This is a genomic window from Rhizobium sp. J15 (genome assembly GCF_002531825.1).
In the GTDB taxonomy this organism is placed as follows: domain Bacteria; phylum Pseudomonadota; class Alphaproteobacteria; order Rhizobiales; family Rhizobiaceae; genus Rhizobium.
Map to the genome: position 1 here is coordinate 23,884 of NZ_NWSX01000003.1, position 21,675 is coordinate 45,558.

Below are 21,675 nucleotides of genomic sequence, written 5' to 3' on the forward strand. Positions count from 1 at the left end.
CGGTTGAGAGCCTCAGTTAAGAGGAATGTCGTTGGCGCTCTTCGACGACTGGTAGGTGGTGGAAAGCGCGTCATAACGTGCCTTGATGCGCGCGGTCTGCGCCTTCAGCGCGGTCTTTAGCTGCGCCTCTTCGGTCTCGACGAGATCGGCGATGGCAAAGCTGTTCCAGAAGGCGTTCTGCCTGCGATAGCCGCCGGGTTCAAGCCCGAAGACTTCCTTCAGGATCTTCAGATCGTGCGGAATGGCGAAGGCATCGCGGGAATCTTCATGGCTGAAGAAGTAATAGAAATTGTCGAAACCCGCCCAGGTGATCGCCGACATGCACATGGTGCAGGGTTCGTGGGTGGAAAGGAAGATCAGATCCTTGGTCGCCGGCTTGTCGCCAAGTTCGTAGAAGCGCTTCAGCGTGTGCACCTCGCCATGCCAGAGCGGATTGTCCAACTCGTTATTGGTCTCGGCGACAACGAGCGACAGGTCGGATTTGCGCAGGATCGCCGCGCCGAACACCTTGTTGCCCAAGGAAACGCCGCGCTCGGTCAGTGGCAGGATATCATCTTCGATGACCGAAAGCAGGCGAGAGGCGATCGTCTTGTCAGGCATTTGCGTCTCCGGTTTTTCCCAGTCTACCGTCTTGGCGGCCCGAGTGAAATGCGCCAAACGCCGGTGGACGTCATTTGCCACAGGCTTTACACTGCGCTGCAGCAAATGCGCGGGGTGTGCTGTTTTGGTCAGCATGGGTGACTTTTCTCAAATCATTGAGAGGACGAGCAAAAGAATACGCGCATGCTCGGGCTTTCGAATTTCTGTTTCTTCAATCCCTTGTCGATCAAGGGCATATTCTGGCAACTTCGAAGTGGATTGATGATGCCTCCCAGGACTGAACAGCTTTCGGTATTTCCCGCCTTCTTTCGCGTGGAAGGCCAGAAGACGGCTATCTTCGGCAATGGCGACGAAGCTTTTGCCAAGGTGCGGCTGCTCCTGAATACGCGGGCGCGGATCGTCGCTTATGCTGGGAGGCCGGAAGCCGATTATCATGCCTTCCTCATCGCCAATCGCATCGAAACCGTGCGCGCCGGCTTTTCCGCCGAGCAGGTCGAAGGGGCCGCGCTCGTCTTCGCCGCCACCGGCAATGAAGCCGAAGACCGCGAGATCGTCGATGCCGCCCGTGCCGCGAAAATTCCGGCCAACGCCGTCGATCAGCCCGATTACTGCGATTTCTTCACCCCGGCGCTGGTCAATCGCGCCCCTGTTGCCGTTGCAATCGGCACGGAAGGGGCGGGGCCGGTTCTGGCGCAAATGATCCGCGCGCAGATCGACCAGCTTCTTTCCCCCTCACTCGGGCGCCTGGCGGCGTTGGCGACGAGCTATCGCAAGGCCGTCGAGCAGCTCATTCCGCGTGGCGTTTCCCGCCGCGTCTTCTGGCGCCGTTTCTTCTCGGGCGCTGTTGCCGATGCGGTCGCCAACGGCAACCTGCCGCAGGCCCGCCAGGCCGCCGACCGGTTACTGGGCGCGATGGACAAGGTCGCCGCCGGCCACGTCTGGCTGGTCGGCGCCGGTCCGGGGGCCGAGGATCTGCTGACGCTGCGCGCCCAGCGCGTGATGATGGAAGCCGATGTCATCGTCTTTGACGCGCTCGTGCCGCAGGCGATCGTCGATATGGGCCGCCGCGACGCCGAGCGGCTTTCGGTCGGCAAGCGCAAGGGCTGCCACTCGAAGTCGCAGGAAGAGATCAACGAGCTGCTGGTCGAGCTCGGCCGTCAGGGCAGGCGCGTCGTCCGGCTCAAGTCGGGCGATCCGCTGGTCTATGGCCGGGCAGGGGAAGAAATGGCCGCATTGCGCGCCGCCGGTATCACGTATGAAGTCGTGCCCGGCATCACCTCGGCTTTCGCCGCCGCCGCTGATTTCGAACTGCCGCTGACGCTGCGCGGCGTCGCCTCCTCGCTTGTTTTCACCACCGGCCATGATCTGACCGGCGATGTGCTGCCCGATTGGGCGAGCCTTGCCGTCTCCGGCGCGACGATCGCCGTCTATATGGGCCGCACCGTTGCCGCCTCCGTCGCCGAACGGCTGATGCAGGCTGGCATTCCCGCCGAAACGACGGTCGCCGTTATCGAGAACGCCAGCCGTACCGAGCGCCGCCTGCTGCATGGCACGCTTGCCGATCTGCCCGATCTGCAGCACCGCGATGAGTTGACCGGCCCGGTCATGGTCATTATCGGCGATGCGGTCGCGGGCGCCAATTTCGAACTGTCCGAGCCGCTGGTGCGTGCGAACGCCCGGCTCGAGGAATTTGCAAGGAGCTGAATATGGTAGACAAGGTTCTGACCGCCAACCGGCTGACGGACGGCATTGCCGTCTGGCTGGACGCGAACGGCAAGTGGTCGACCTCGCTGCAGGAGGCGCTCGTCGCCCGTCACAACGAAGCCGTCGAAGCATTGGAGGCAATCGGCAAGAAGTCCTATGCCGACAACGAGGTTGTTGACGTCGCCGTTGTCGAAGTTCAGGAAACCAACGGCATTCTCTGGCCGCTTCGCCTCCGCGAGCGCATCCGCGCGCAGGGCCCGACCATGGAATATGCACCGGGCTACGCTCCCGCCGATCCCGAATTCATTGCAGTCTGAGGAAGACGATGTACCGTTACGACGAATTTGATCATGCCTTTGTCACCGAGCGCGTCGAGCAGTTCCGCGACCAGGTTGAGCGCCGCCTTTCCGGCGAGCTTGCCGAGGATGCGTTCAAGCCGCTGCGCCTGATGAACGGCGTCTACCTGCAGCTTCATGCCTACATGCTGCGCATCGCCATTCCCTACGGCACGCTGAGCGCGCGCCAGATGCGCATGCTCGCCCATATCGCCCGCACCTATGACCGCGGCTATGGCCACTTCACCACCCGCCAGAACCTGCAGTTCAACTGGCCGAAGCTGTCGGAGATCCCCGATGCGCTGGCCGACCTAGCAAGAGTCGAGATGCATGCGCTGCAGACCTCGGGCAACTGCATCAGAAACGTGACGGCCGACCACTTTGCCGGTGCAGCGGCCGACGAAGTCGCCGATCCCAGGCCCTATGCGGAAATCCTGCGCCAGTGGTCGTCGGTCCATCCGGAATTCTCCTTCCTGCCGCGCAAATTCAAGATCGCCGTCACCGGCGCCGAGCGCGACCGCGCGGCCATCCAGGTTCATGACATCGGCCTGCACCTGAAGAAGAACGACAAGGGTGAAATCGGTTTTGCAGTTTATGTCGGCGGTGGCCAGGGCCGCACGCCGATGATCGCCAAGCTGATCCGCGACTTCCTGCCCGAGGAAGACCTGCTCTCCTACACCACGGCGATCGTGCGCGTTTACAATCTGCACGGCCGCCGCGACAACAAGTATAAGGCCCGCATCAAGATCCTCGTGCACGAGACCGGCGCCGAGGAGCTGGCGCGCCAGGTGGAGGCCGAATTCGCGGCACTGAAGGACAGCGAGCTCAAGCTGCCGGAACAGGATGTCGAGGCGATCGCCGCCTATTTCGCGCCGCCCGCTCTGCCCGAGCGCGCCGAGGGCTGGGAAAACCTTGCCCGCTGGAAGAAGGCCGATCCGGCCTTTGCCCGCTGGGTCCAGCAGAATGTGCAGCCGCACAAGAACCCCGATTACGGCATGGTGACGATCTCGCTGAAGCCGATCGGCGGTATTCCGGGCGACGCCACCGACGCGCAGATGGAGGCCGTCGCCGATCTCGCCGAGGAATATGCCTTCGACGAAATCCGCGTCAGCCACGAGCAGAACCTCATCCTGCCGCATGTGGCGCTTGCCGATCTCGAAGCCGTCTATCGCGGCCTCGTCGCCATCAACCTAGCGGAGGCCAATGCCGGGCTGATCACCGATATCATTGCCTGTCCTGGGCTGGACTACTGCGCGCTCGCCAATGCGCGCTCCATTCCGGTCGCGCAGGAAATCTCCCGCCGCTTCGGCAATCCCGAACGCCAGGCCGAGATCGGCGAGCTGAAGATCAAGATCTCCGGCTGCATCAATGCCTGCGGCCACCACCATGTCGGCCATATCGGCCTGCTCGGTGTGGAGAAGAAGGGCGCCGAACTCTACCAGATCACGCTCGGCGGTTCCGGTGACGAACATACGTCGATCGGCGAGATCATCGGGCGCGGCTTCGAGCCGGACCGGGTGACGGACGCGATCGAGACGATCGTCGACACCTATCTCGGCCTGCGCCTCAATGCTTCCGAAACCTTCCTTGCCGCCTATCGCCGCGTCGGGCCGCAGCCTTTCAAGGCCGCGCTCTATGGCTCGGCCGCGGAAGCGGCATAAGGAGGCGATGATGACGAAGATCTGGAGAGAAACCGGTTTTGTCGAAAACGATCCCTGGGTGATCGAAACCGAAGAGGTGAAGGCGACCGGAGAGCAGAAACCGCTGCTCGGCCTCGACGAGCTGATTGCCAAGGCCGACGAAAGCAACGATGTCGGCCTCGGCGTGCTGATCAAGCCGGCCGACGACGTGCGCCGCCTGGAGCCTTATCTCGATCGCCTCGCAATCGTCGCTGTCGCCTTTCCGGCCTTCAATGATGGCCGCGCCTTCAGCCATGCCTCGCTGCTGCGCCAGCGCTTGGGTTACACCAACGAGCTGCGCGCCATCGGCGACGTACTGATCGATCAGGTCCCGTTGATGCTGCGCGTCGGCATCGACAGCTTTGCCGTCAGCAACGCCACGGCGCTGAAGCGGCTGGCCGAAAATCGTCTTCCCGCCATTCCCCATCATTATCAGCCGGCGGTGCGTGACGCCGAAGCCGGCAAGGGCTATAGTTGGCGCCGTCAGGCGAAGCCGGCCGCATAAGCGACCGATCCGCCGTTTTACGATGACGGAACGGTAGCATGAAGACATTCGAAGTGGCGGTGATCGGTGGCGGTCTCGCCGGTATGATTGCTGCGATCTCACTTGCCCGCGACGGCCGCAGCGTGGCGCTTGTCGCGCCCGTTGCCGCGAAAGAGGACCGGCGCACAACGGCGCTGATGGATCAGTCTATCCGCTTCCTCGACCGCCTGGCGCTCTGGGAGAAGCTGCGCCCTGCGGCAGCACCGCTCACCAGCATGCGAATCATCGACGGCACTGACCGGCTGCTGCGGGCGCCGACGACCACGTTCCGTGCGGCCGAAGTCGGCCTCGATGCCTTCGGCTATAATTTCCCCAACAAGACGTTGATCGACGTGCTTGAGGAGGCCGCGTCCGGCGAGGGCAATATCACCCGCTTCACCGATATGGCCGAATCGATTGCTATTGCCCCGGATGCCGTGTCGATCACGCTTGCCGGAGGCGACACGCTGTCAGCCGATTTCGCCGTCGGCGCCGACGGCCGCGGTTCGAAGCTGCGCGAGACGGCTGACATCGGCGTGCGCAACTGGTCTTATCCGCAATCGGCCATGGTGCTCAACTTCGCGCATTCCCTGCCGCACCAGAACATCTCGACGGAATTCCATACCAAGCACGGCCCGTTCACCCAGGTGCCGCTGCCGGGAAACCGTTCCAGCCTCGTCTGGGTGCAGGACCCTGCCGAAGCGGCGGCCGGCATGGAACTGCCCCTTGCCGAACTTGGGCTTCTCGTCGAGGCGCGTATGCAGTCCATGCTCGGCATGGTGAGCGTCGAGGACGGCGTCCAGGTCTGGCCGCTCTCCGGCATGATGGCGCATCGCTTCGGCAAGGGGCGCATTGCGCTGATCGGCGAAGCGGCCCACGTCTTCCCGCCGATCGGGGCGCAGGGGCTGAACCTCAGCCTGCGCGATATCATGGTGCTGACCGATATCCTCTGCGACAGGGCCGAATTGCCGGTGCCGGCCGATGCCGGCGACAGCTTCGACCGCCGGCGCCGCGCCGATATCATGACGCGCACGGCAAGCGTCGATCTTCTCAACCGCTCGCTGCTTTCGGATTTCCTGCCCGTGCAGATGCTGCGCGCCGCCGGGCTGCATATCCTCTCGGCCATTCCGCCGCTGCGCAATATCGTCATGCGCGAGGGGATCGAGCCGGGCCGCGGCTTTCGCGATATTCCCGATTCCCTAAGGGAAAAGCTCAAACGGAAGAAGGCCTGAGCGGATCGCGATCAGCCAGAGGGAAACGCTCACCACCGAAAACACCGTCGTGATCAGGATCGTCGCCGAGGCGCGCTCCTGCCACACGCCGTATTGCTGGCCGATGACGAAGACGTTGGTCGCCGTCGGCAGCGAGGCGAGCAGCACGGCGGCCTGGATCCAGACCGGCTCGAAACCGCCGATCGCCGTCAGCGCCAGGAAAACCGCGATCGGATGCAGGATCAGCTTCGCCGGCACGATATAGCCGATCTCCGCCGGGATGCGCTTTAGCGGCCTGAGCGCCAGCGTCACGCCCATGGCAAAAAGGGCGCAGGGAGCAGCTGCCTGGGCGAGGTAGTCGACGAGGCGCAGAAACGCCGGCGGCTGGTCGAGATGCAGGGCAGCCACGGCAAAGCCCGCCGCCGTCGACAGGATGAAGGGATGTAGCGCCACCTTCCGCGCGATATCGGCGGCGAGTCGGCCGGAAGAACGCTTGTCGCCGCCGGCCACCGCCATCAGCGCCGGCGCCACGATGAAATGCAGCGCGTTTTCGAAGCAGACGATCAGCGCCACCGGCAGGGCCGCCCCTTCGCCAAGCGCCAGGAGCGCCAGGCCCGGCCCCATATAGCCGATATTGCCGTAGGAGCCGGCGAAGGACTGGATGGTGCAATCGGCGAGCGAATTGCCGCGCAGCACCCGGCCGACGACGAAGAGCAGGATGAAGACCGCATAGGTCGCAGCGATATCGGTGACGATGAAATCGATCCGCGTCAGCTCTTCGATCGGCGTGCGCGAGACCAGCTTGAAGAAGAGAGCGGGCAGGGCGGCGTAGATGATGAAGGTGTTCAGCCAGCCGAGTGCCTCGGCCGGCTGCTTCGTCGCGCTGGCGGCGATGTAACCGATCAGGATCAGGCCGAAGAACGGCAGGAGCAGGCTGACGATATCGGCCAAAGAGGTCTTCCAATGCGCGGGGATGATCGGCGGGGGTAAGAGCTGTTTAGCCGATTTGCATCAGGATCGGAAAGGTCTGCTGGAACCAGATCGCCACGTCGCTGACCCAGCCGAACAGGAAAGCGAGGCCGGTGAGGATGAGAAAAACGCCCATGATCTTCTCGACCGTGCCGAGATGGCGGCGGAAACGCGACAGAAAGCGCATGAAAGCGCCTGAAAAGCCGGCGGCGATCCAGAAGGGAATGGCCAGGCCGAGCGAATAGATGGCGAGCAGTCCGGCGCCGGAGCCGACCGTTTCGCGCGAAGCGGCAACGCCGAGGATGGCGCCGAGCACCGGGCCGATGCAGGGGGTCCAGCCGAAGGCGAAGGCAAGACCCATGATGTAGGCGCCCGTCAGCGTCGCCGGTTTGCCGCCGCTCTGAAAACGCGCTTCGCGGGCTAGCACGCCGATTCGGAACAGGCCGAGGAAATTCAGCCCCATGACGATGATGATGAGCCCGCCGATCTTGGAAAGCAGATCGAGATGCTGGCGGAGCGCCATGCCGATGCTGGACGCGCCGGCGCCGAGCGCCACGAAAACGGTGGCGAAGCCGAGCGTGAAGAGCAGAGCGGAAAAGAGAATCCCACGCCTGACGTCAGGCGCCACCGCAACCGCGCCGCCGCCGCGGAACTGCTCGACCGATATGCCGGCCATGTAGCACAGGTAAGGCGGGACGAGGGGAAGCACGCAGGGCGAAAGAAAGGAAAGCGCCCCTGCAATCAACGCGCTCCACAGGGAAATATCGGCAATCGACACGCATTCTCTCCGGCTGCAATCTGCGCCCTGTTCGTAGCTTTCCGGGCCCCTGATTGCCAATCACCTTTTTGCGCTCGGCAGAAATCCCCTTTCGCATGGGCAAGCAATGGGCTTGAGCGCGCAAGAAATGTGCCGATCGCCGAAAAAAGCCAAATTTTTCGGTTGACCGCAATGGGTCGCCTGCCTATGTTCCGCCCACTTCCAGCCGGGGTGCTTCACCCGCGGAGCGGGAGAGCGTAGCTCAGCCGGTAGAGCAACTGACTTTTAATCAGTAGGTCTCGGGTTCGAACCCCGACGCTCTCACCATAAAAATATAAGAATTCAATGTGGTAGACTTGAGTGGCGGCAATTGTGACCTGCGGTTACGCAGACGATGGGCGCAAGACACATGAACATAGAGGGGCTGGGGACCCACGGGACTCGACTGGGCGCTCGCGGGTGGTTTGCACTCCCAATCGCTAAGCCGTGTCATGCTGCTGCGTTTGAGCGCTGTTCGGTTAGTTTACGCCTGGCGCTGTGCCTACCTCTTGTCTTGTTGGCTGTGGCTGGCTGCAATGAAGACAGCAGCCAATATACGCTATATCGAAGCAGTGTACTGGACACAAAAATGCGCTTGCATGTCGCATCGTTCGACAGTGCGGACGGTGATGCATACAACTCCGAAAACTGCCAAATTGCAGCAAGTCTTTTCGCCAGTCAGCCGGGCGTTCAGGTTCGGTACTGGTGCGAGAAGGGCCGCTTTCGCAAATAACGATGCTCGAAGGTGACTGAGCAAGAAACCTGCGGCTTAATAAACATGTGGATTAAAAGCAGGTCACGCGCACGGCTTTAGTGATTTCAGCCATAATGATGCCGCAGCCAAGGAACGATCGGCGCCGACAACGCTATAGTGATCGTCCTTAGCTACTGGCGCTATGCCCGCGAGGAGGGAGAATGGTTGCACCCATTCTCCCTTTTTCGGTTTTTTTACCGTGCAACAAGTAGACTTGTACATCAACACAAAACATGTCGATATCCACGGTTCATGCGGAATATTGTCCGCACGACCAGATGGAGTGACGCCTGCAAACTTCTCTTAGCCTAATGACAGGCGGTCGTGTTCTGCCAACGCCGCGCTTGGTCAGGAATACGCGCCAAAAGCCAAGAGAAGCACACCAATTGCGATCACCGCCAGGGCCGGCCAGTTTTGGGAGAGGCCGAGAAACCTCAGGCCTTGGCGCCGGGGTTCCAGCGTCGCGCCGCCTTGCGGCATGCGATGCGGATTACTCGGCCTTCGACCGAGCGCTGATTGAAACAGAAAAAGAAGTCCGCCAATGATGAGAGCGGCACCGATCAGGATTGCCCACATCGTCGCCTCCGCTAGGGACAGGGGTGAGCGTTAAACCAGATCCGTGCTTGATTGTTCCCTTATAATGGCCATCGGCAGGGCGTTTGCCTTCCGCAGATTTCCATTTTGGAACCAAATCCGCGCGCATTCGATTTGACCATTGAGCAGTCTTGGAGATTCCTCATGGATGAGACACCCAAAACCGCAATCCGCGGAATGATGCTGTATGTATTGGCTCTTCTCGTCCTGGGCATTTTGGCAGGTGCGGCTTACACGATCTATGGTCACCCCGCCGATCCCACCCAGCCGTCGGCGGCTGAAACGATTCCGGAAAAAGCCATCGCTCCGCAGTGAGGGCCGTCGTAAAATCATCCGATTGGCTCGCCGCACCGATAGATTTCTATTGGCAAATTCCCGTGTTATGATTTCGGTCCTGGCGTCGTCCGCCGTGTTGCCTGCACAGAGACTTGTCTAATGAGTGAAGTGGACGTGCTTTTTGCCACCCTGCGACAGGCGGCTGACCCGCAGACGGTCAAGTGTATCGAAGACGTCGTCCGGCGCGGCGCCGATCGCGATCTCAATCGCATCAACGCGCTCGCCTTCGCCGAGAAGCATCATCTCGACGAAGAAAAAACCATCGCGGCGTTTCTGCACGCAGCCCGCATCGGCGCATTCGAGATGACCTGGAATGTCCTTTGCCCGGGATGCGGCGGCGTCCTCGACAGCGGCGCAACGCTCAAAGGGGTCGTCCAGGACACCTACCATTGCGCGCTCTGCGCGGCCGGATACGAACCGACGCTCGACGAGATGGTCGAGGTCACTTTCACCGTCAGTCCGCGCGTGCGCAGGATCGCGGCACATGAGCCCGACCGGCTGCCGCCGCTCGAATATTACCGCCAGATATTCTTCAGCTCCGGTGTCGACCTGCCGGAGGATCTGGAAGCGAAGTTCGCCAACATCCTTCTTGAGATGATCGAGCTGGCGCCCGGCGAGAAAGCATTCGTGTCAATGCAGTTACCCGCGCAATTCATCATCATCTTCGATGCGGTGACACATTCGGCGCAGTTCATCGATGTGCAGGGTGACCCCACCAACGAACGCCAGAACCTCTCGATGGTCATCAGCCGCGGGCATGCACTGAACGAAACCGTGACGATGCGTCCCGGCTTGCTGCGCCTCACCCTTGAGAACCACACCGACCGTAGGGTGGTGCCGAACGTCTGCATTGCCGGAGACGACCTGCATGATCTGCTGGGCCGCCGCCGGCCTTTCCTGACGGCCAAGCGTCTGCTGACGAACCAGAGCTTCCGCGACATCTACCGGACCGACACGCTCGATGTCGATCAGCGCCTGAAGATTACCAGCCTGACTTTCCTCTTCACGGACCTGAGGGGCTCGACCGCGCTTTATGAGCGCGTGGGAGATCTCGCCGCTTTCGATCTGGTGCGCGCGCATTTCCGCGTTCTTCACGAGATCGTCGCTACGGAGGCCGGTGCGGTCGTCAAGACGATCGGCGATGCCGTCATGGCGACCTTCCCGAGCCCGGACCGCGCGGTGGCGGCAGCGCTCAGAATGCGCGAGGCGATGCGTCGGTTGAATACGGAACATGGAAGCGAAGACCTGCTCTTGAAGATCGGCATCCATGAGGGGCCGTGCCTTGCCGTCAACCTCAACGACCGGCAGGATTATTTCGGTCAGACCGTCAACATCGCCTCCCGCGTCCAGGGCCTTGCCGACCCCAACGTGATCATGACGACGGAGGCGATTGTCGAGGATAGCAATGTCTCCGAAATCCTGCGCGACAGCGGCGTCACATCGGCTTCCCGGATGGCGGAACTCCAGGGCATCGGCAGGGAAGTCAAGATTTTCGCCCTGTCGTAAGCTTCGCGTGCTTGTCGAGGTCACATCTTTCAATAGCTGCACGAGCGAGCATTGCCAGGTCTAAATCCGCCGGCACATGCCGGGTTTACCGACGTGTCCCGCTGATATTGGTAATCTTGGCTCTCCGGCCTTCCAGGCGACGTGCAGGAGGAAGCCACCGTGGACATGCCCATCAGCGCGCCGGCAGCGACAAATGTGAGAAATCTGTTCATCCGAGCTTCTCCTTGGCAGGTTGGTTTTCGATGCAATCTATCATGTCATTACAAGCGTATGCGAGGACCGGGTCGTTTGATCACGCGCATCTGATCGGCACGGCTTGCCTGTGTGCGCGCATTTATCCCTGGCCGGTGATCAATTGATTTCAGCATAATCTGATCGGGCTATTCTGCGATTATGGAAGTAGTGTCACGGCGCCTGAAGTTATGTTGACCCGATTTTGTCTTGAATGGATCATGGTTTTTCATTAGAATTAAAGCATAAAAAAGTAATATAAATGGGAGGTTACTATGTCGGAAGCTCGGTTCGATCCGGTTTTTCTTCATCGAAATCATTTCATCGATCAGATCACATGTCTCGATGAGATCTTCGATGTCCTGGACGAATGGCCGATGGATAAACGGGGCTTGGCATATGACACTCTCTTGAAGGCATGCAGGGATACGGCGAGCGGCCGTTTCCCGCTCAGCGCCGCGCGCGAGAATTTCCGGCGTTTTCTAAAGATGTCGGGCGTGCTTGAGGGTGGCCCCAAATTCGAGCGGTCGATCGGCAACGCTTGAAGCTATATACCGCGCCGCTATCAACCGCGGCGCGTTCCCGCTGATCGGATAGTCGCATCTTTAGTAGCCACGATGTGCATTGCCAACTGCTGGAGGCATAGGGCTATCCAGCGGACGGCGATCTTCCGCCGGGGCCGGCCTGAGCCCAGTCGCATCGGAAGGCCAGCATGGGCTTGGAGAATCCCTTGAGCCGCCGCCGTGTCGCGTGAGCGAAAAGATCGGCGGTGCCATATTCCCGGAATATGTTCTCCGACACGAGAATCTGATCGCCGGCCGCTGCCGCGCACAGGCGCGCTGCAAGCTGCACGGTAGAGCCGAAGAGATCGTTGCTGTCCTCGACCGGCTCGCCGCAATCGAGGCCGATGCGGATATGGATCGGCTGGGCGTTGTTGCCGCTGTTGTAATGTTGGAATTCCTGCTGGATCGCCATGGCGCATTCGACGGCCGCCGTTGTCGCCGCGAAGGCTGCCATGATGCCGTCGCCGGTGTGTTTGACTTCGCGGCCTGAATTTTTGCCGAGGCATCGGCGCACGATCGCGTCATGGGCCCGGACCAGCTCTGTCCCCATGCGGTCGCCGAGGCGCGCCGTCATCTCGGTCGAGCCCACAATATCGGTAAAGAGAATCGCCCGGTGGCCTGGATCCATTTGCGGCGATGTCTGGCCAGGCGCCGGATCAGGGTCGTTGATGCGGCCGAGAAAGGCTTCGACCGCTGACAGAGCCACCTCGACAATCTCGTTGGCGACAAAACCGTGCGCCTCGCGATGCACGCATTGGACGGTTTCTATATCGGGTGAATCCACCAGGCAGAAGGCCGTCCCGCGCCGCTCGTCGAACCAGTAGGTGAGGAACTTGACGCCATATCGATCCTGAATGTCGATATCCATGCGATGCGCCTGGGCAACCTCGGCGGGCGAGGTTCCCTCGAGATAGTGCCGGTCCATGAAGATGGGCATCGCGCGCTCCTCCGGATCTGAACCATATGGATATGGGCATTGTACGGTGTGAAGGCTGTTCCGTCTACATCGGGCCCAGTCGAGGAGCAGCATTGAAATCTTGACGATGCTTCCGTCAAAGCAAAGATCATCGAAAGATCCGAATGATTTCTTGATTTTGCCGATGAATTACATTGTCAAATAGGGATATGAAAGGCAGATACATGATTGTGTCGGAGATTGCTGCAAGTTCTGAGGGAATGCCGGGATTTTAATCAGAAAGCCTTCGCCGACGCTGGAACCTCGGCTGCATTTAGGGCGTTTCGAAAGCTCGACGCTCTATCAGGTGCGCCGAAGGCCTACAGGGGATCCGGGAGACATGGCTGTCATCGCCAGCGCTGAGCAAGATAATCTTCCGAACCTTCGCCCCGACCCGCATTGACTCGGCGCGCATTCGGCACGCAAATTGCACGATAGAGATGAGCTCACCGAAACTAGGAAAAGCTGTAGGAAAGTGAGACAGACGGCAAATTTTCGACCGCTCGGCTTGGCCTCAATGGGGCTAGGTCATTATGCCGTCATTAACTCTGTATGGGACGCCGCGCGCACACTGCTCCACGATTGGCCGGTGGACGACGGCGAAGAATATTTCGAAGCGGTAAAGGCGTGCCTTGACGCGATCATTGGCGATCTCAGGCCGGAAGAGGTTCGCGCGGCATTCGTAAGAGCGGCCCACGAAGCGGGTATCGCCGTCATAGAAGCTGCCGACTGAAAGCCGGCCGCGCTTCGATCCCAGCTGGCGGCTCGATCCACTCTCTGACACACAAGATCATCGAGTGCTTGACTTCTTCGGCCAAAGTTCTAAATTAGAACAAAACAGGAACATTGGAGATGATCATGACGCATACCGAACAGGTGATCGCCAACGCCCTAGCCCTTGTCGAAGCATCCCGTGCGACCCGCGAGCGGGACCAGTTGCGGCGTGCCGAATGGCAGAAAAAAGTCGACATCAGCCGGCCGTTGCCGCCATTGCCTCGCCCGGTTCAGTTGCCGCTGGCGTTGAACTGATGCAGCCGGCAAGACCTCGGAACGCGATCAAGCGCGGTCCGATCAAACCTGGGAAGTCGAAGCCGTGCTTGCCTGGCATGACGACAACGCCAAGGCGGCGATACGCTCGCTGCTCAATGACTGCAAACATCTGCGCCAGCGACGCCCTCTAAAGAACCGTGCGGCGGCGGCCTCTGTCGGGATCGGGAGCTGGATCCGTTGGGCCGTCAGCCGCCTGCGGTTTCCGGATCGACCTTTGGGAGCCGGCTGCGTGCGATGGCCGCCCCCGTCACCGCGATCGCCACCACTGCGCCGATCCAGGCGCCGTACAAGCTCTGCCCGACAATGAAGCCGGCAAGGACCGGTGTGACGATAACGGTGACGGCGACGCAGGATCGGCAGGATGGCGCCGCTGCTGGCGGCATCGAGGCTGACGATGATGAAGACCGGCAGCATCAGCCGCCAGTCAAGCCGGTGCGAAGTGGCATTTGCGGCAGCGCCGGTCGAACATCCTTCCTCGTACATCATGACCGTGCCGCAGCCGGACCGAGACCGACCTTGTCCAGATAAGCCTCGAGCGCCCAGGCGTCGCGGGACGAAACGATGGCGCCGACATAACCGTCCGGTCGCACAAGCACCCAGTCGCCCGAGGCCGGGGCGTAGGCGTCGCGGAAATGCCCACTTTCGTCGATGACATCCCCGCGCCGGCCAACCCTATGGATGTGCAGTCCTGGACGCGGTGGTGTCGTTGCTTGCTCCACCTCATAGCCCAGCAGCGTCCAGTGCGCGCCCTTGATCAGGTCGAACAGACGTATCGGCTGACCGGCCGCACCCGTCAGTGGCGCATCCGGGGCACGGTCGCCGGCCAGCAGGCCGCCATGCCGTTCCGGCTTTTCCAGTGCAAAGGAGGAGGCGGGATAGCCGATATCGAGTTGATGAACCTCGCGGCCGCGCTTGATATCGTCGCGCTTCAGAGCGTCGAGCAGTTTGGTCGCGAGGCCGAGCATCGCCGCAGCAATCGGACGGCGCTCTTCCTCATAGCTGTCGAGCAGCGCATCGGGGGCGCCGGCAGCGACTGCCGCCAGCTTCCATCCGAGATTATAGGCGTCCTGGACGCTGGTATTGAGACCTTGTCCGCCGGTCGGCGGATGCGTATGCGCGGCATCGCCGACCAGAAACACGCGGCCAAGCCGGTAGCGATCGGCCAGCCGGGCGTTCATGTTGAAGGCCGATGCCCAGGAAACCGAGTGGACGTGAATATCATCGCGGCCGGTGCGCTCGCTCACCAGCGCCGTCAAGCCCGCCGCCGAGAGATCGATCTCGCCTTCGAGCGGGATCGGTCCCTGGATCTGAAACAGCTCGGTTCCCGCCAGTGGGCAAAGGGCGATCTGTCGCTGCATGTCGCCTTCGCCGAAGCGGTGCCAGGCATCGCGATCCAGTCCCGTCAGCACGACGTCGGCAACGATCGCACGCACGCCGAGCGTCTTGCCGGGAAAGCCGATACCGAGCGCGTGGCGCACGAAGCTGCGGCCGCCATCGGCGCCAACCAGCCAGCGCACGCGGATGGTTTCTTCGCCGGATCGGCTCTTGAGCCGCGCCGTCACGCCCGTCTCGTCCTGTTCGAAATTGATGAGTTCGCATCCGAATTCCGGCCGATGTCCCAGTTCGATGAGGCGTTCTCGCATCGCGGCTTCAGTCAGGAATTGCGGCACCATCAGCGGAAGACGATAGGGCTCGGCCGGCGTCGGCTCCTCGCGCAGCATGGCGTCGGACTCGGTGAAGCTTCCGTCGTCGTTATATTCCCGCTGCCGGGGATAGAAGCCGCCGAGTGCGACGATGCGGTCGAGGATGCCGAGATCCTCGAAAACCTCCTGGGTTCGTGGCTGGATGCCCTTGCCGCGCGAGCCGCGGAACGGGTCGTCGAGTTTTTCGATCAGGCGAAAGGATATGCCGCGCCGCGCAAGCTCGATCGCCATCGTCAGACCGGTTGCGCCGGCCCCCGATATCAGCACGTCGACTGTAGAATGTTCTGTCATCTTCATCTCCATATGTGTATTATGCACATAATAGGAGAATCGAGATGCCGTCAAGAAATAATGTGCAAAATACACATATATCCGAGAAGCTGCGCGAGCTGCATGGGGCTTTGATCGAGATCGTCAGCGTCATGAACCGCCCTCAGCGGGACGAGCAGATGGTCCGCGAGGCCGGGATTTCGCTCGATCGCGCGCTGTTTCCGCTGCTGGTCGCGGTGGAGCGTCTCGGGCCGATCGGGGTGGTCGAACTCGCCGACCGCGCCGGGCGCGACTACACCACCGTCAGCCGTCAGGTCGCCAAGCTCGAGAGCCTGGAACTGGTGGAGCGCCGCGGAAGCGCCGCAGATCGCCGTGTCCGCGAGGCAGTCATCAGCCCCAGAGGCAAGGCGATGACAGACCGCATCGACGCCGCCCGCGAGAAGATTGGACGCGCCATCTTCGAGAACTGGGAAGAGCATGATTTCAATGAGCTGGTGCGGCTGATGCGGAAGTTCGCCAATGATATCAGTGGCGATATTGCCGGCAGCGCGCAAGATCCGCGCCAAACCCATGGCGGGGACGGCTGACGGAGGAGGCAAGGTCCTACTTGCGTCGAACCCATTGCGCGAAGACGTTTGCAATGGTCTTCTAGCACCCCTTCACGTCAACGCTTTCCGGTGATTCCCGATGTTCGATATTCTGTGGCGCGGCCTGGCGATCGGCGCCGGCGCAACCATCCTCATGGATCTCTGGGCGATCGTGCTCGCCAAGGTCTTCGGCCAGCCGCCGGCCAATTGGGCGCCGGTCGGCCGCTGGTTCTGGCATCTCGGACGCGGCAAGATCTTTCATGAGAGCATCGCCGATGCCGAACCCTATGAGCATGAACTGGCGCTCGGCTGGTTCAGCCACTACGCCGTCGGCATTCTCTACGGCCTGATCTTTGCGATCATCATGGGGCAGGGATGGTTCGCCGCGCCGACATTCCTTCCCGCCTGGATCTTCGGCATCGTCACAGTCGGGGCAGGGTGGTTCCTGCTCCAGCCCGGCCTCGGCCTCGGCTGGGCCGCTTCGAAACATCCGAAACCGATGAAGGTCCGGTGCTTCAATCTGCTCGCGCATACGGTGTTTGCGCTTGGGCTTTATGGGACGGCGTTGATTCTGCGCTGAGATTGGCGCGATTGCCCCTCATCCGCCTGCCGGCACCTTCTCCCCGCACGCGGGGCGAAGGAGGCAAGTCGCGACCTTTCCATTCCCAGCCAAGCTCTCGCCCGGCACGTCCCCTCTCCCCGTCAGGACGGGGAGAGGGCTAGGGTGAGGGGCAACTTACCGTTCGAACTTCGCCTCACCGCGCCGCCCAATTGGCGCCGCGGCGGAAGATGGTTTTCATCTCCGGCACGTCGAACTCTTTGGCCTGGTGGCCGAGCGAGGAATAGAAGACGCGGCCCTTGCCGTATTTGCGCTTCCACACCACAGGCATCACGACGCCGTCGATCCAGTAGGCATGATCGCCGGTGAACTTCGTCGTCGCCAGGACCTCGTTCGAGGGGTCGACATGCATGTAATATTGCTCCGACGTATAGGGGAAATCGGAAATCCCCTCCATCAGCGGATCGTCGGGTCGGGTGATGTTGACGGTATAGTCGATGATGTTGCCGGGATGAGCCACCCACTGGCCGCCGATGATGAACTGATAGTCGACGGAGTCGCGGAAGGCATCGCCCGCACCGCCGTGATAGCCGGCGATGCCGACACCGCTTTCGATCGCGGCGGCGAGGTTCTTGACCTCCTCCTTCTCGATCTTCGACATCGTCATGATCGGAACCACGAGGCTGAGGTCATGGACGGAAGGGTCGGCCAGCGCCTCGGTGCCGTGTTCGAGATAGACCTTGAAGCCGTCCTCCTCGAGCATGGACTTGATGATTTCGGCGCATTCCTGCGGCTCATGGCCGCTCCAGCCGCCCCAGACGATCAGTGCTTCACGCATAGTCATTCCTCCTGAATTTATTTCGCCAGCCGTCCGTCGACGATGGATTGCGATAAGGGGGCAGGGCGCTCCACCGCCGTTGAGATCGCGACCGTCCGGCCGGTCGCAGACGCGGTGTGGAACGCTTCCATAACCTCCAGCACATGCAGTGCCAGATCGCCATTGGCGCGATGCGGCCGGTTGGAGCGGATCGCATGTGCCATGTCGGCAACGCCGAGCGAGCGATAGTTACCATCGGCATAGGGTGATGTGAGTGGCTGGTCCTCGAATTGGCCGCCCTTGCGCAGATATTCGACCGGGCCTTCGAATTTGTTGGGATCGGGCACGATCAACGTGCCCTCGGTGCCGTAGACCTCCAGCGGCACATGCTTGTGACCGGCGACGTCGAAGCTCATGGCGATCTGGACGACGGCGCCGTTGGCAAAGGCCATCATGCCGGCAACATGGGTCGGTACATGGACGGGAATGCGCTCGCCGTTGCGCGGCTCGCTTGATATCAACCGTTCGGCCCGCGGCGTCATCGCAAAGCCAGCGACTTGAGCAACCGGTCCGAGAAGATTGACGAGATCGGTGATGTAATAAGGCCCCATGTCGAGCATAGGGCCGCCGCCGACTTCATAATAGAAGGCCGGGTTCGGATGCCAGCGCTCATGGCCTGGGCACATGAAGGTCGCCGAGCCGCCGACCGGTTGGCCGATGACGCCCTGGTCGATCAACGCGCGGGCCGTCTGATGGCCGCCGCCGAGGAAGGTGTCGGGGGCGGAGCCGATGCGCAGGTTCCTGGCCTTTGCAGCCTCCGCCAATTTTTTCCCTTCCGCGAAATTAATCCCGAGCGGCTTTTCCGAATAGGTATGTTTGCCGGCTTCGAGCGCCTGCAGCGCCACGGCGACATGTGCCTTCGGGATCGTCAGATTGACGATGATCTCGACCTTGGGATCGGCGAAAAGCTCTTCGACGGTCCTGGCGGGAACGTTGAATTCGCGAGCCTTCGCCTCTGCCAGCTCCCGGTTGAGATCGGCGACACCGCGAATGTCGAGAATGGGAAAGGATGCCATCGCTTTGAGATAGGCGCCCGAAATATTGCCGCATCCGATGATGCCGATACCGACTTTGTCCATGAACTCCTCCATTGATTTGATTGCGCTGCCTGTCAGAGCGCCGGCCCGGTGGTGCTCCAGGGCGATTCGTAGAGCTCGTAGAGCGCCACCGCGGCCGCACCCTGCGCCCAGAAATCGTCGCTCGAATCGTCGAAGACGAGTTCGCTCACCCCACGCAGCGAGGGCGGAATGGCGAGCGCATAGGCATCGCGCAGGCTGTTCAAAAAGGGTTCGCCGAGCGCCAGGCTGGAGCCGACAAGGATGACTCGCGGCGGTGCAAACAGCGTCACGATGTTGGCGATGGTCAATCCCACCGCTTCGCCGGCGCGGATGGCGGCGCCGATCAGCCGGTCGTCATCGGCCTTGATCAGCGCCTGGGCATGGGTCATGCCGCGCCCGAGGCGGATCGCTTCGGCAAAGCGGCCATCGGCCTGCTGTTCGCCGAGGATCGCGCTTTCGCCGGCCTGGCTGAAAAGCCGCACCACGCCCTGCGGTCCCATGCCGAGCACGAGATCGCCGAGATTGTGGCTGAGGCCACCGGCGCCGCGGAATAGGCTGTTGCCGTGCAGGACGCCGAGTCCCAGCGTTTGTTCCAGCGAAATCAACACCATATCCTCGAGATCGCGCGCCTTTCCGAACCAGTGATGGCCGAGCGTGATGGCGTGGGCGTCGCTCTCGACGATGGTCGGCGTTGCAAGCCGCGCCGACATCTCGGCGGCGAAATCGACATTGGTGTCGCGAAAGATCGGGCTGCTTCTTATATAGCCGGTGCGGTGCTCGATGACGCCGGGGAAGCCGAGGCAGATACTGTCGACATCCTCAAGCGAAAGCCCGGCGTCGACGACGCAGCGCCGGACGCCGTCTTCGACGAGATCGGCAATGACGCCGATCGGCTGCCGGTCGATGCGGATCGGCAGGGCAAGCTTCGAGAGCACGTCGCCGCGGAAATTGGTGACCACGAAGACCATTCTGTTTGCGGCGATCTTGGCCCCGACAACGCGGGCCGCATCGGGATTGAGTTCCAGCGCCACGCGCGGCCTGCCGCGCACGGCCTCGTTGCGAATGTCGCCCTCGTGACGCGGCAGGATCAGCCCGTCGTCGAGCAACGAGGCGGTGATGGCGGAAACCGTGGTGGTGGAAAGTTCCGTCCGCTCGCTGATCTCGATACGTGAAATCGGTCCATGGCGCCGGACGGTGTCGAGCACGTTCAAGCGATTGATCGCGCGCATCAATTCTGGATCTGCAGTCTTCATGAAAATTAGCCGGCGGTCGTGTCAGTGGACGGAAGTCAATATTTTTAACGGGTTACGAAATAAATAGCAGGCAATCCGGCGCCCCTGTCAAGCGAATTTGGTAAAAATTAACGCATTGGGTTGACATCCGGCGAAAGCTCCGCTGAATTAATCCGCATTGGGGAAAAATTATGAGGATAGGTCCCCTGGGAGGAAAATCATGAATTTTATGCTGAAGAGCGCCGTCCTTGGCGGCAGGCGCATTGCATTGATGGCCGCAACAGCCGGCATGTTGCTGGCCGGAGCAGGTGCTGCCTCGGCGACGACGGTGGTCAAATGGCTGCATCTTGAACTGGATCCGAAATTCATCGCGGTCTGGGAGGACATCGTCAAGAAATACGAAGCCCAGCATCCCGACGTCGACATCCAGATGCAATTTCTCGAAAACGAGGCCTTCAAGGCCAAGCTTCCCACGCTGCTGCAATCCGACGACGTGCCGGATTTCTTTTTCAGCTGGGGTGGCGGTGTCCTGAAGCAGCAGTCCGAGACCGGCGCGCTCCAGGACGTGACGGCGGCGCTCGATGCCGATGGCGGCAAATTGCGCAAGGCCTATACCCCCGCATCCGTCAATGGCCTGACTTTCGAGGGTAAGACCTGGGCCATTCCCTACAAGGTCGGTCTGGTCAGCTTTTTCTACAACAAGGCGCTGTTCGCCAAGGCGGGCGTGAAGGCCGAAGACATCAAGACCTGGGCTGATTTTCTCGACGCGGTGAAGACGATCAAGGCGGCCGGCATCGTGCCGATCGCCGGCGGCGGCGGTGAGAAATGGCCGATCCATTTTTACTGGAGCTATCTCGTCATGCGCGAAGGCGGCCAGAAGGTTTTCGAAGCGGCCAAGACGGGCGAGGGCGAAGGTTTCCTCGATCCGGCGATCATCAAGGCCGGCGACGACCTTGCCGAGCTCGGCAAGCTCGAGCCTTTCCAGCCCGGCTATCTCGGCGCCACCTGGCCGCAGACGCTCGGCGTCTTCGGCGACGGCAAGGCTGCGATGATCCTCGGTTTTGAGAATACCGAGGCCAATCAGCGCAAGAACGCCGGCGACGGCAAGGGGCTTTCGTCCGACAATATCGGCCGTTTCGTCTTCCCGACGGTCGAAGGCGGCACCGGCAAGCCGACCGATACGCTCGGCGGCCTGAACGGCTGGGCCGTCACCAAGAAGGCCTCCAAGGAGGCGATCGATTTCCTCGCTTTCCTGACGAATGCCGAAAATGAGCGGGTGATGGCGAAGGCCGGCATGTTGCTTCCCGTTGCCGTCGGAGCTGATGACGGCGTCGTCAATCCGCTCCTGGCCGAATCAGGCAAGCAGCTTGCCGGTTCCACATGGCATCAAAACTTCTTCGACCAGGATCTTGGCGCGGCCGTCGGCCGTGTCGTCAACGACGTCTCGGTGGAAATCGTCTCCGGCCAGATGAATTCCAAGGATGGCGCCCAGATGATCCAGGACGCTTTCGAACTGGAACAATAACCAGCGCCTGCAGAGGCGCTCCGTCGCGAGCGGAGCGCCGGTATTGCTGCCGACGAAC

The 21,675-nt window shown here is 61.4% G+C and carries 23 protein-coding genes and 1 tRNA gene; 14 read left to right on the plus strand and 10 right to left on the minus strand.

Going from position 1 to position 21,675, the window contains the following annotated elements; translation table 11 throughout:
* Nucleotides 1-12: 12 nt before the first annotated feature.
* Nucleotides 13-600 (minus strand): nucleoside deaminase, encoded by a 588-nt coding sequence (locus CO670_RS03715; RefSeq protein ID WP_097589024.1) that lies wholly within the window; start codon nucleotides 598-600, stop codon nucleotides 13-15.
* A 264-nt stretch (nucleotides 601-864) separates the two neighbouring features.
* Between CO670_RS03715 and cysG the strand changes: the two genes are divergently transcribed.
* From cysG to CO670_RS03740, 5 genes are read left to right on the plus strand one after another with little or no spacing between them, the layout of a single operon-like run.
* Nucleotides 865-2,304, plus strand: a complete 1,440-nt coding sequence (gene cysG, locus CO670_RS03720) for a siroheme synthase CysG (protein ID WP_097589258.1) — start codon at nucleotides 865-867, stop codon at nucleotides 2,302-2,304.
* Between the two features lie 2 nt (nucleotides 2,305-2,306).
* Entirely contained in the window at nucleotides 2,307-2,621 is a 315-nt protein-coding gene (locus tag CO670_RS03725) for a DUF2849 domain-containing protein (protein ID WP_049735587.1), read from the plus strand.
* An 8-nt stretch (nucleotides 2,622-2,629) separates the two neighbouring features.
* Nucleotides 2,630-4,300, plus strand: a complete 1,671-nt coding sequence (locus CO670_RS03730; protein ID WP_097589025.1) for a nitrite/sulfite reductase — start codon at nucleotides 2,630-2,632, stop codon at nucleotides 4,298-4,300.
* Between the two features lie 10 nt (nucleotides 4,301-4,310).
* On the plus strand, nucleotides 4,311-4,823 hold the full coding sequence (locus CO670_RS03735) for a DUF934 domain-containing protein (RefSeq protein WP_088674096.1): 513 nt from the start codon (nucleotides 4,311-4,313) through the stop codon (nucleotides 4,821-4,823).
* A gap of 38 nt (nucleotides 4,824-4,861) precedes the next feature.
* Nucleotides 4,862-6,073 carry a UbiH/UbiF family hydroxylase gene (locus CO670_RS03740; RefSeq protein WP_097589026.1) on the plus strand — a complete coding sequence of 404 codons (1,212 nt, stop codon included), beginning with the start codon at nucleotides 4,862-4,864 and terminating at the stop codon, nucleotides 6,071-6,073.
* Here CO670_RS03740 and CO670_RS03745 read toward each other — a convergent pair.
* Together CO670_RS03745 and CO670_RS03750 are read right to left on the minus strand one after the other, a co-directional pair.
* Nucleotides 6,041-7,003: an AEC family transporter gene (locus tag CO670_RS03745; RefSeq protein ID WP_097589027.1), complete on the minus strand. Its 963-nt coding sequence runs from the start codon at nucleotides 7,001-7,003 to the stop codon at nucleotides 6,041-6,043. The two genes, CO670_RS03740 and CO670_RS03745, sit on opposite strands and share 33 nt — an antisense overlap.
* A gap of 46 nt (nucleotides 7,004-7,049) precedes the next feature.
* The gene (locus tag CO670_RS03750; protein WP_097589028.1) at nucleotides 7,050-7,799 is read right to left on the minus strand and encodes a cytochrome c biogenesis CcdA family protein; all 750 of its coding nucleotides are present in this window, start codon (nucleotides 7,797-7,799) and stop codon (nucleotides 7,050-7,052) included.
* A gap of 230 nt (nucleotides 7,800-8,029) precedes the next feature.
* Here CO670_RS03750 and CO670_RS03755 point away from each other — a divergent pair.
* A tRNA-Lys gene (locus CO670_RS03755) sits at nucleotides 8,030-8,105 on the plus strand.
* A gap of 814 nt (nucleotides 8,106-8,919) precedes the next feature.
* On the opposite strand, the gene CO670_RS03760 is transcribed toward CO670_RS03755, so the two are convergent.
* Nucleotides 8,920-9,147, minus strand: a complete 228-nt coding sequence (locus tag CO670_RS03760) for a hypothetical protein (protein WP_097589029.1) — start codon at nucleotides 9,145-9,147, stop codon at nucleotides 8,920-8,922.
* Nucleotides 9,148-9,309: 162 nt separating this feature from the next.
* Between CO670_RS03760 and CO670_RS32855 the strand changes: the two genes are divergently transcribed.
* From CO670_RS32855 to CO670_RS03775, 3 genes are all read left to right on the plus strand, one after another.
* Nucleotides 9,310-9,480, plus strand: coding sequence for a hypothetical protein (locus CO670_RS32855; protein ID WP_176538866.1), 171 nt, complete (start codon nucleotides 9,310-9,312; stop codon nucleotides 9,478-9,480).
* A 120-nt stretch (nucleotides 9,481-9,600) separates the two neighbouring features.
* Nucleotides 9,601-11,007, plus strand: a complete 1,407-nt coding sequence (locus CO670_RS03765) for an adenylate/guanylate cyclase domain-containing protein (protein ID WP_097589030.1) — start codon at nucleotides 9,601-9,603, stop codon at nucleotides 11,005-11,007.
* A 506-nt stretch (nucleotides 11,008-11,513) separates the two neighbouring features.
* Nucleotides 11,514-11,783: a DUF982 domain-containing protein gene (locus tag CO670_RS03775; RefSeq protein ID WP_097589032.1), complete on the plus strand. Its 270-nt coding sequence runs from the start codon at nucleotides 11,514-11,516 to the stop codon at nucleotides 11,781-11,783.
* A gap of 103 nt (nucleotides 11,784-11,886) precedes the next feature.
* Here CO670_RS03775 and CO670_RS03780 read toward each other — a convergent pair whose 3' ends face one another.
* Nucleotides 11,887-12,738, minus strand: coding sequence for a nickel-binding protein (locus tag CO670_RS03780; RefSeq protein WP_097589033.1), 852 nt, complete (start codon nucleotides 12,736-12,738; stop codon nucleotides 11,887-11,889).
* A 493-nt stretch (nucleotides 12,739-13,231) separates the two neighbouring features.
* Here CO670_RS03780 and CO670_RS03785 point away from each other — a divergent pair, with 493 nt between their 5' ends.
* A complete protein-coding gene (locus CO670_RS03785; protein WP_088674087.1) occupies nucleotides 13,232-13,489 on the plus strand; it encodes a DUF982 domain-containing protein in 258 nt (85 codons plus the stop codon).
* 125 nt (nucleotides 13,490-13,614) lie between these two features.
* A complete protein-coding gene (locus CO670_RS03790) occupies nucleotides 13,615-13,785 on the plus strand; it encodes a hypothetical protein (RefSeq protein WP_176538864.1) in 171 nt (56 codons plus the stop codon).
* A 206-nt stretch (nucleotides 13,786-13,991) separates the two neighbouring features.
* On the opposite strand, the gene CO670_RS03795 is transcribed toward CO670_RS03790, so the two are convergent.
* Nucleotides 13,992-14,189, minus strand: coding sequence for a hypothetical protein (locus CO670_RS03795; RefSeq protein ID WP_245425738.1), 198 nt, complete (start codon nucleotides 14,187-14,189; stop codon nucleotides 13,992-13,994).
* Nucleotides 14,190-14,288: 99 nt separating this feature from the next.
* Nucleotides 14,289-15,800: an FAD-dependent oxidoreductase gene (locus CO670_RS03800; protein WP_097589259.1), complete on the minus strand. Its 1,512-nt coding sequence runs from the start codon at nucleotides 15,798-15,800 to the stop codon at nucleotides 14,289-14,291.
* Nucleotides 15,801-15,844: 44 nt separating this feature from the next.
* Between CO670_RS03800 and CO670_RS03805 the strand changes: the two genes are divergently transcribed.
* Both CO670_RS03805 and CO670_RS03810 read left to right on the plus strand, forming a co-directional pair.
* Nucleotides 15,845-16,366, plus strand: coding sequence for a MarR family winged helix-turn-helix transcriptional regulator (locus CO670_RS03805; protein ID WP_097589035.1), 522 nt, complete (start codon nucleotides 15,845-15,847; stop codon nucleotides 16,364-16,366).
* 100 nt (nucleotides 16,367-16,466) lie between these two features.
* The gene (locus tag CO670_RS03810; protein WP_097589036.1) at nucleotides 16,467-16,946 is read left to right on the plus strand and encodes a DUF2938 domain-containing protein; all 480 of its coding nucleotides are present in this window, start codon (nucleotides 16,467-16,469) and stop codon (nucleotides 16,944-16,946) included.
* Between the two features lie 175 nt (nucleotides 16,947-17,121).
* Here the strand turns inward: CO670_RS03810 and CO670_RS03820 are convergent, their stop codons facing one another.
* Genes CO670_RS03820 through CO670_RS03830 form a run of 3 tightly spaced genes read right to left on the minus strand, consistent with a single transcriptional unit; the run spans nucleotide 17,122 to nucleotide 20,113 of the window.
* Nucleotides 17,122-17,763, minus strand: coding sequence for a ThuA domain-containing protein (locus CO670_RS03820; RefSeq protein WP_097589037.1), 642 nt, complete (start codon nucleotides 17,761-17,763; stop codon nucleotides 17,122-17,124).
* A gap of 17 nt (nucleotides 17,764-17,780) precedes the next feature.
* Nucleotides 17,781-18,881 carry a Gfo/Idh/MocA family oxidoreductase gene (locus CO670_RS03825; protein WP_097589038.1) on the minus strand — a complete coding sequence of 367 codons (1,101 nt, stop codon included), beginning with the start codon at nucleotides 18,879-18,881 and terminating at the stop codon, nucleotides 17,781-17,783.
* Between the two features lie 32 nt (nucleotides 18,882-18,913).
* Nucleotides 18,914-20,113, minus strand: coding sequence for an ROK family transcriptional regulator (locus CO670_RS03830; RefSeq protein WP_097589039.1), 1,200 nt, complete (start codon nucleotides 20,111-20,113; stop codon nucleotides 18,914-18,916).
* Nucleotides 20,114-20,312: 199 nt separating this feature from the next.
* Between CO670_RS03830 and CO670_RS03835 the strand changes: the two genes are divergently transcribed.
* A complete protein-coding gene (locus CO670_RS03835) occupies nucleotides 20,313-21,617 on the plus strand; it encodes an extracellular solute-binding protein (protein ID WP_097589040.1) in 1,305 nt (434 codons plus the stop codon).
* Nucleotides 21,618-21,675 lie beyond the last annotated feature (58 nt).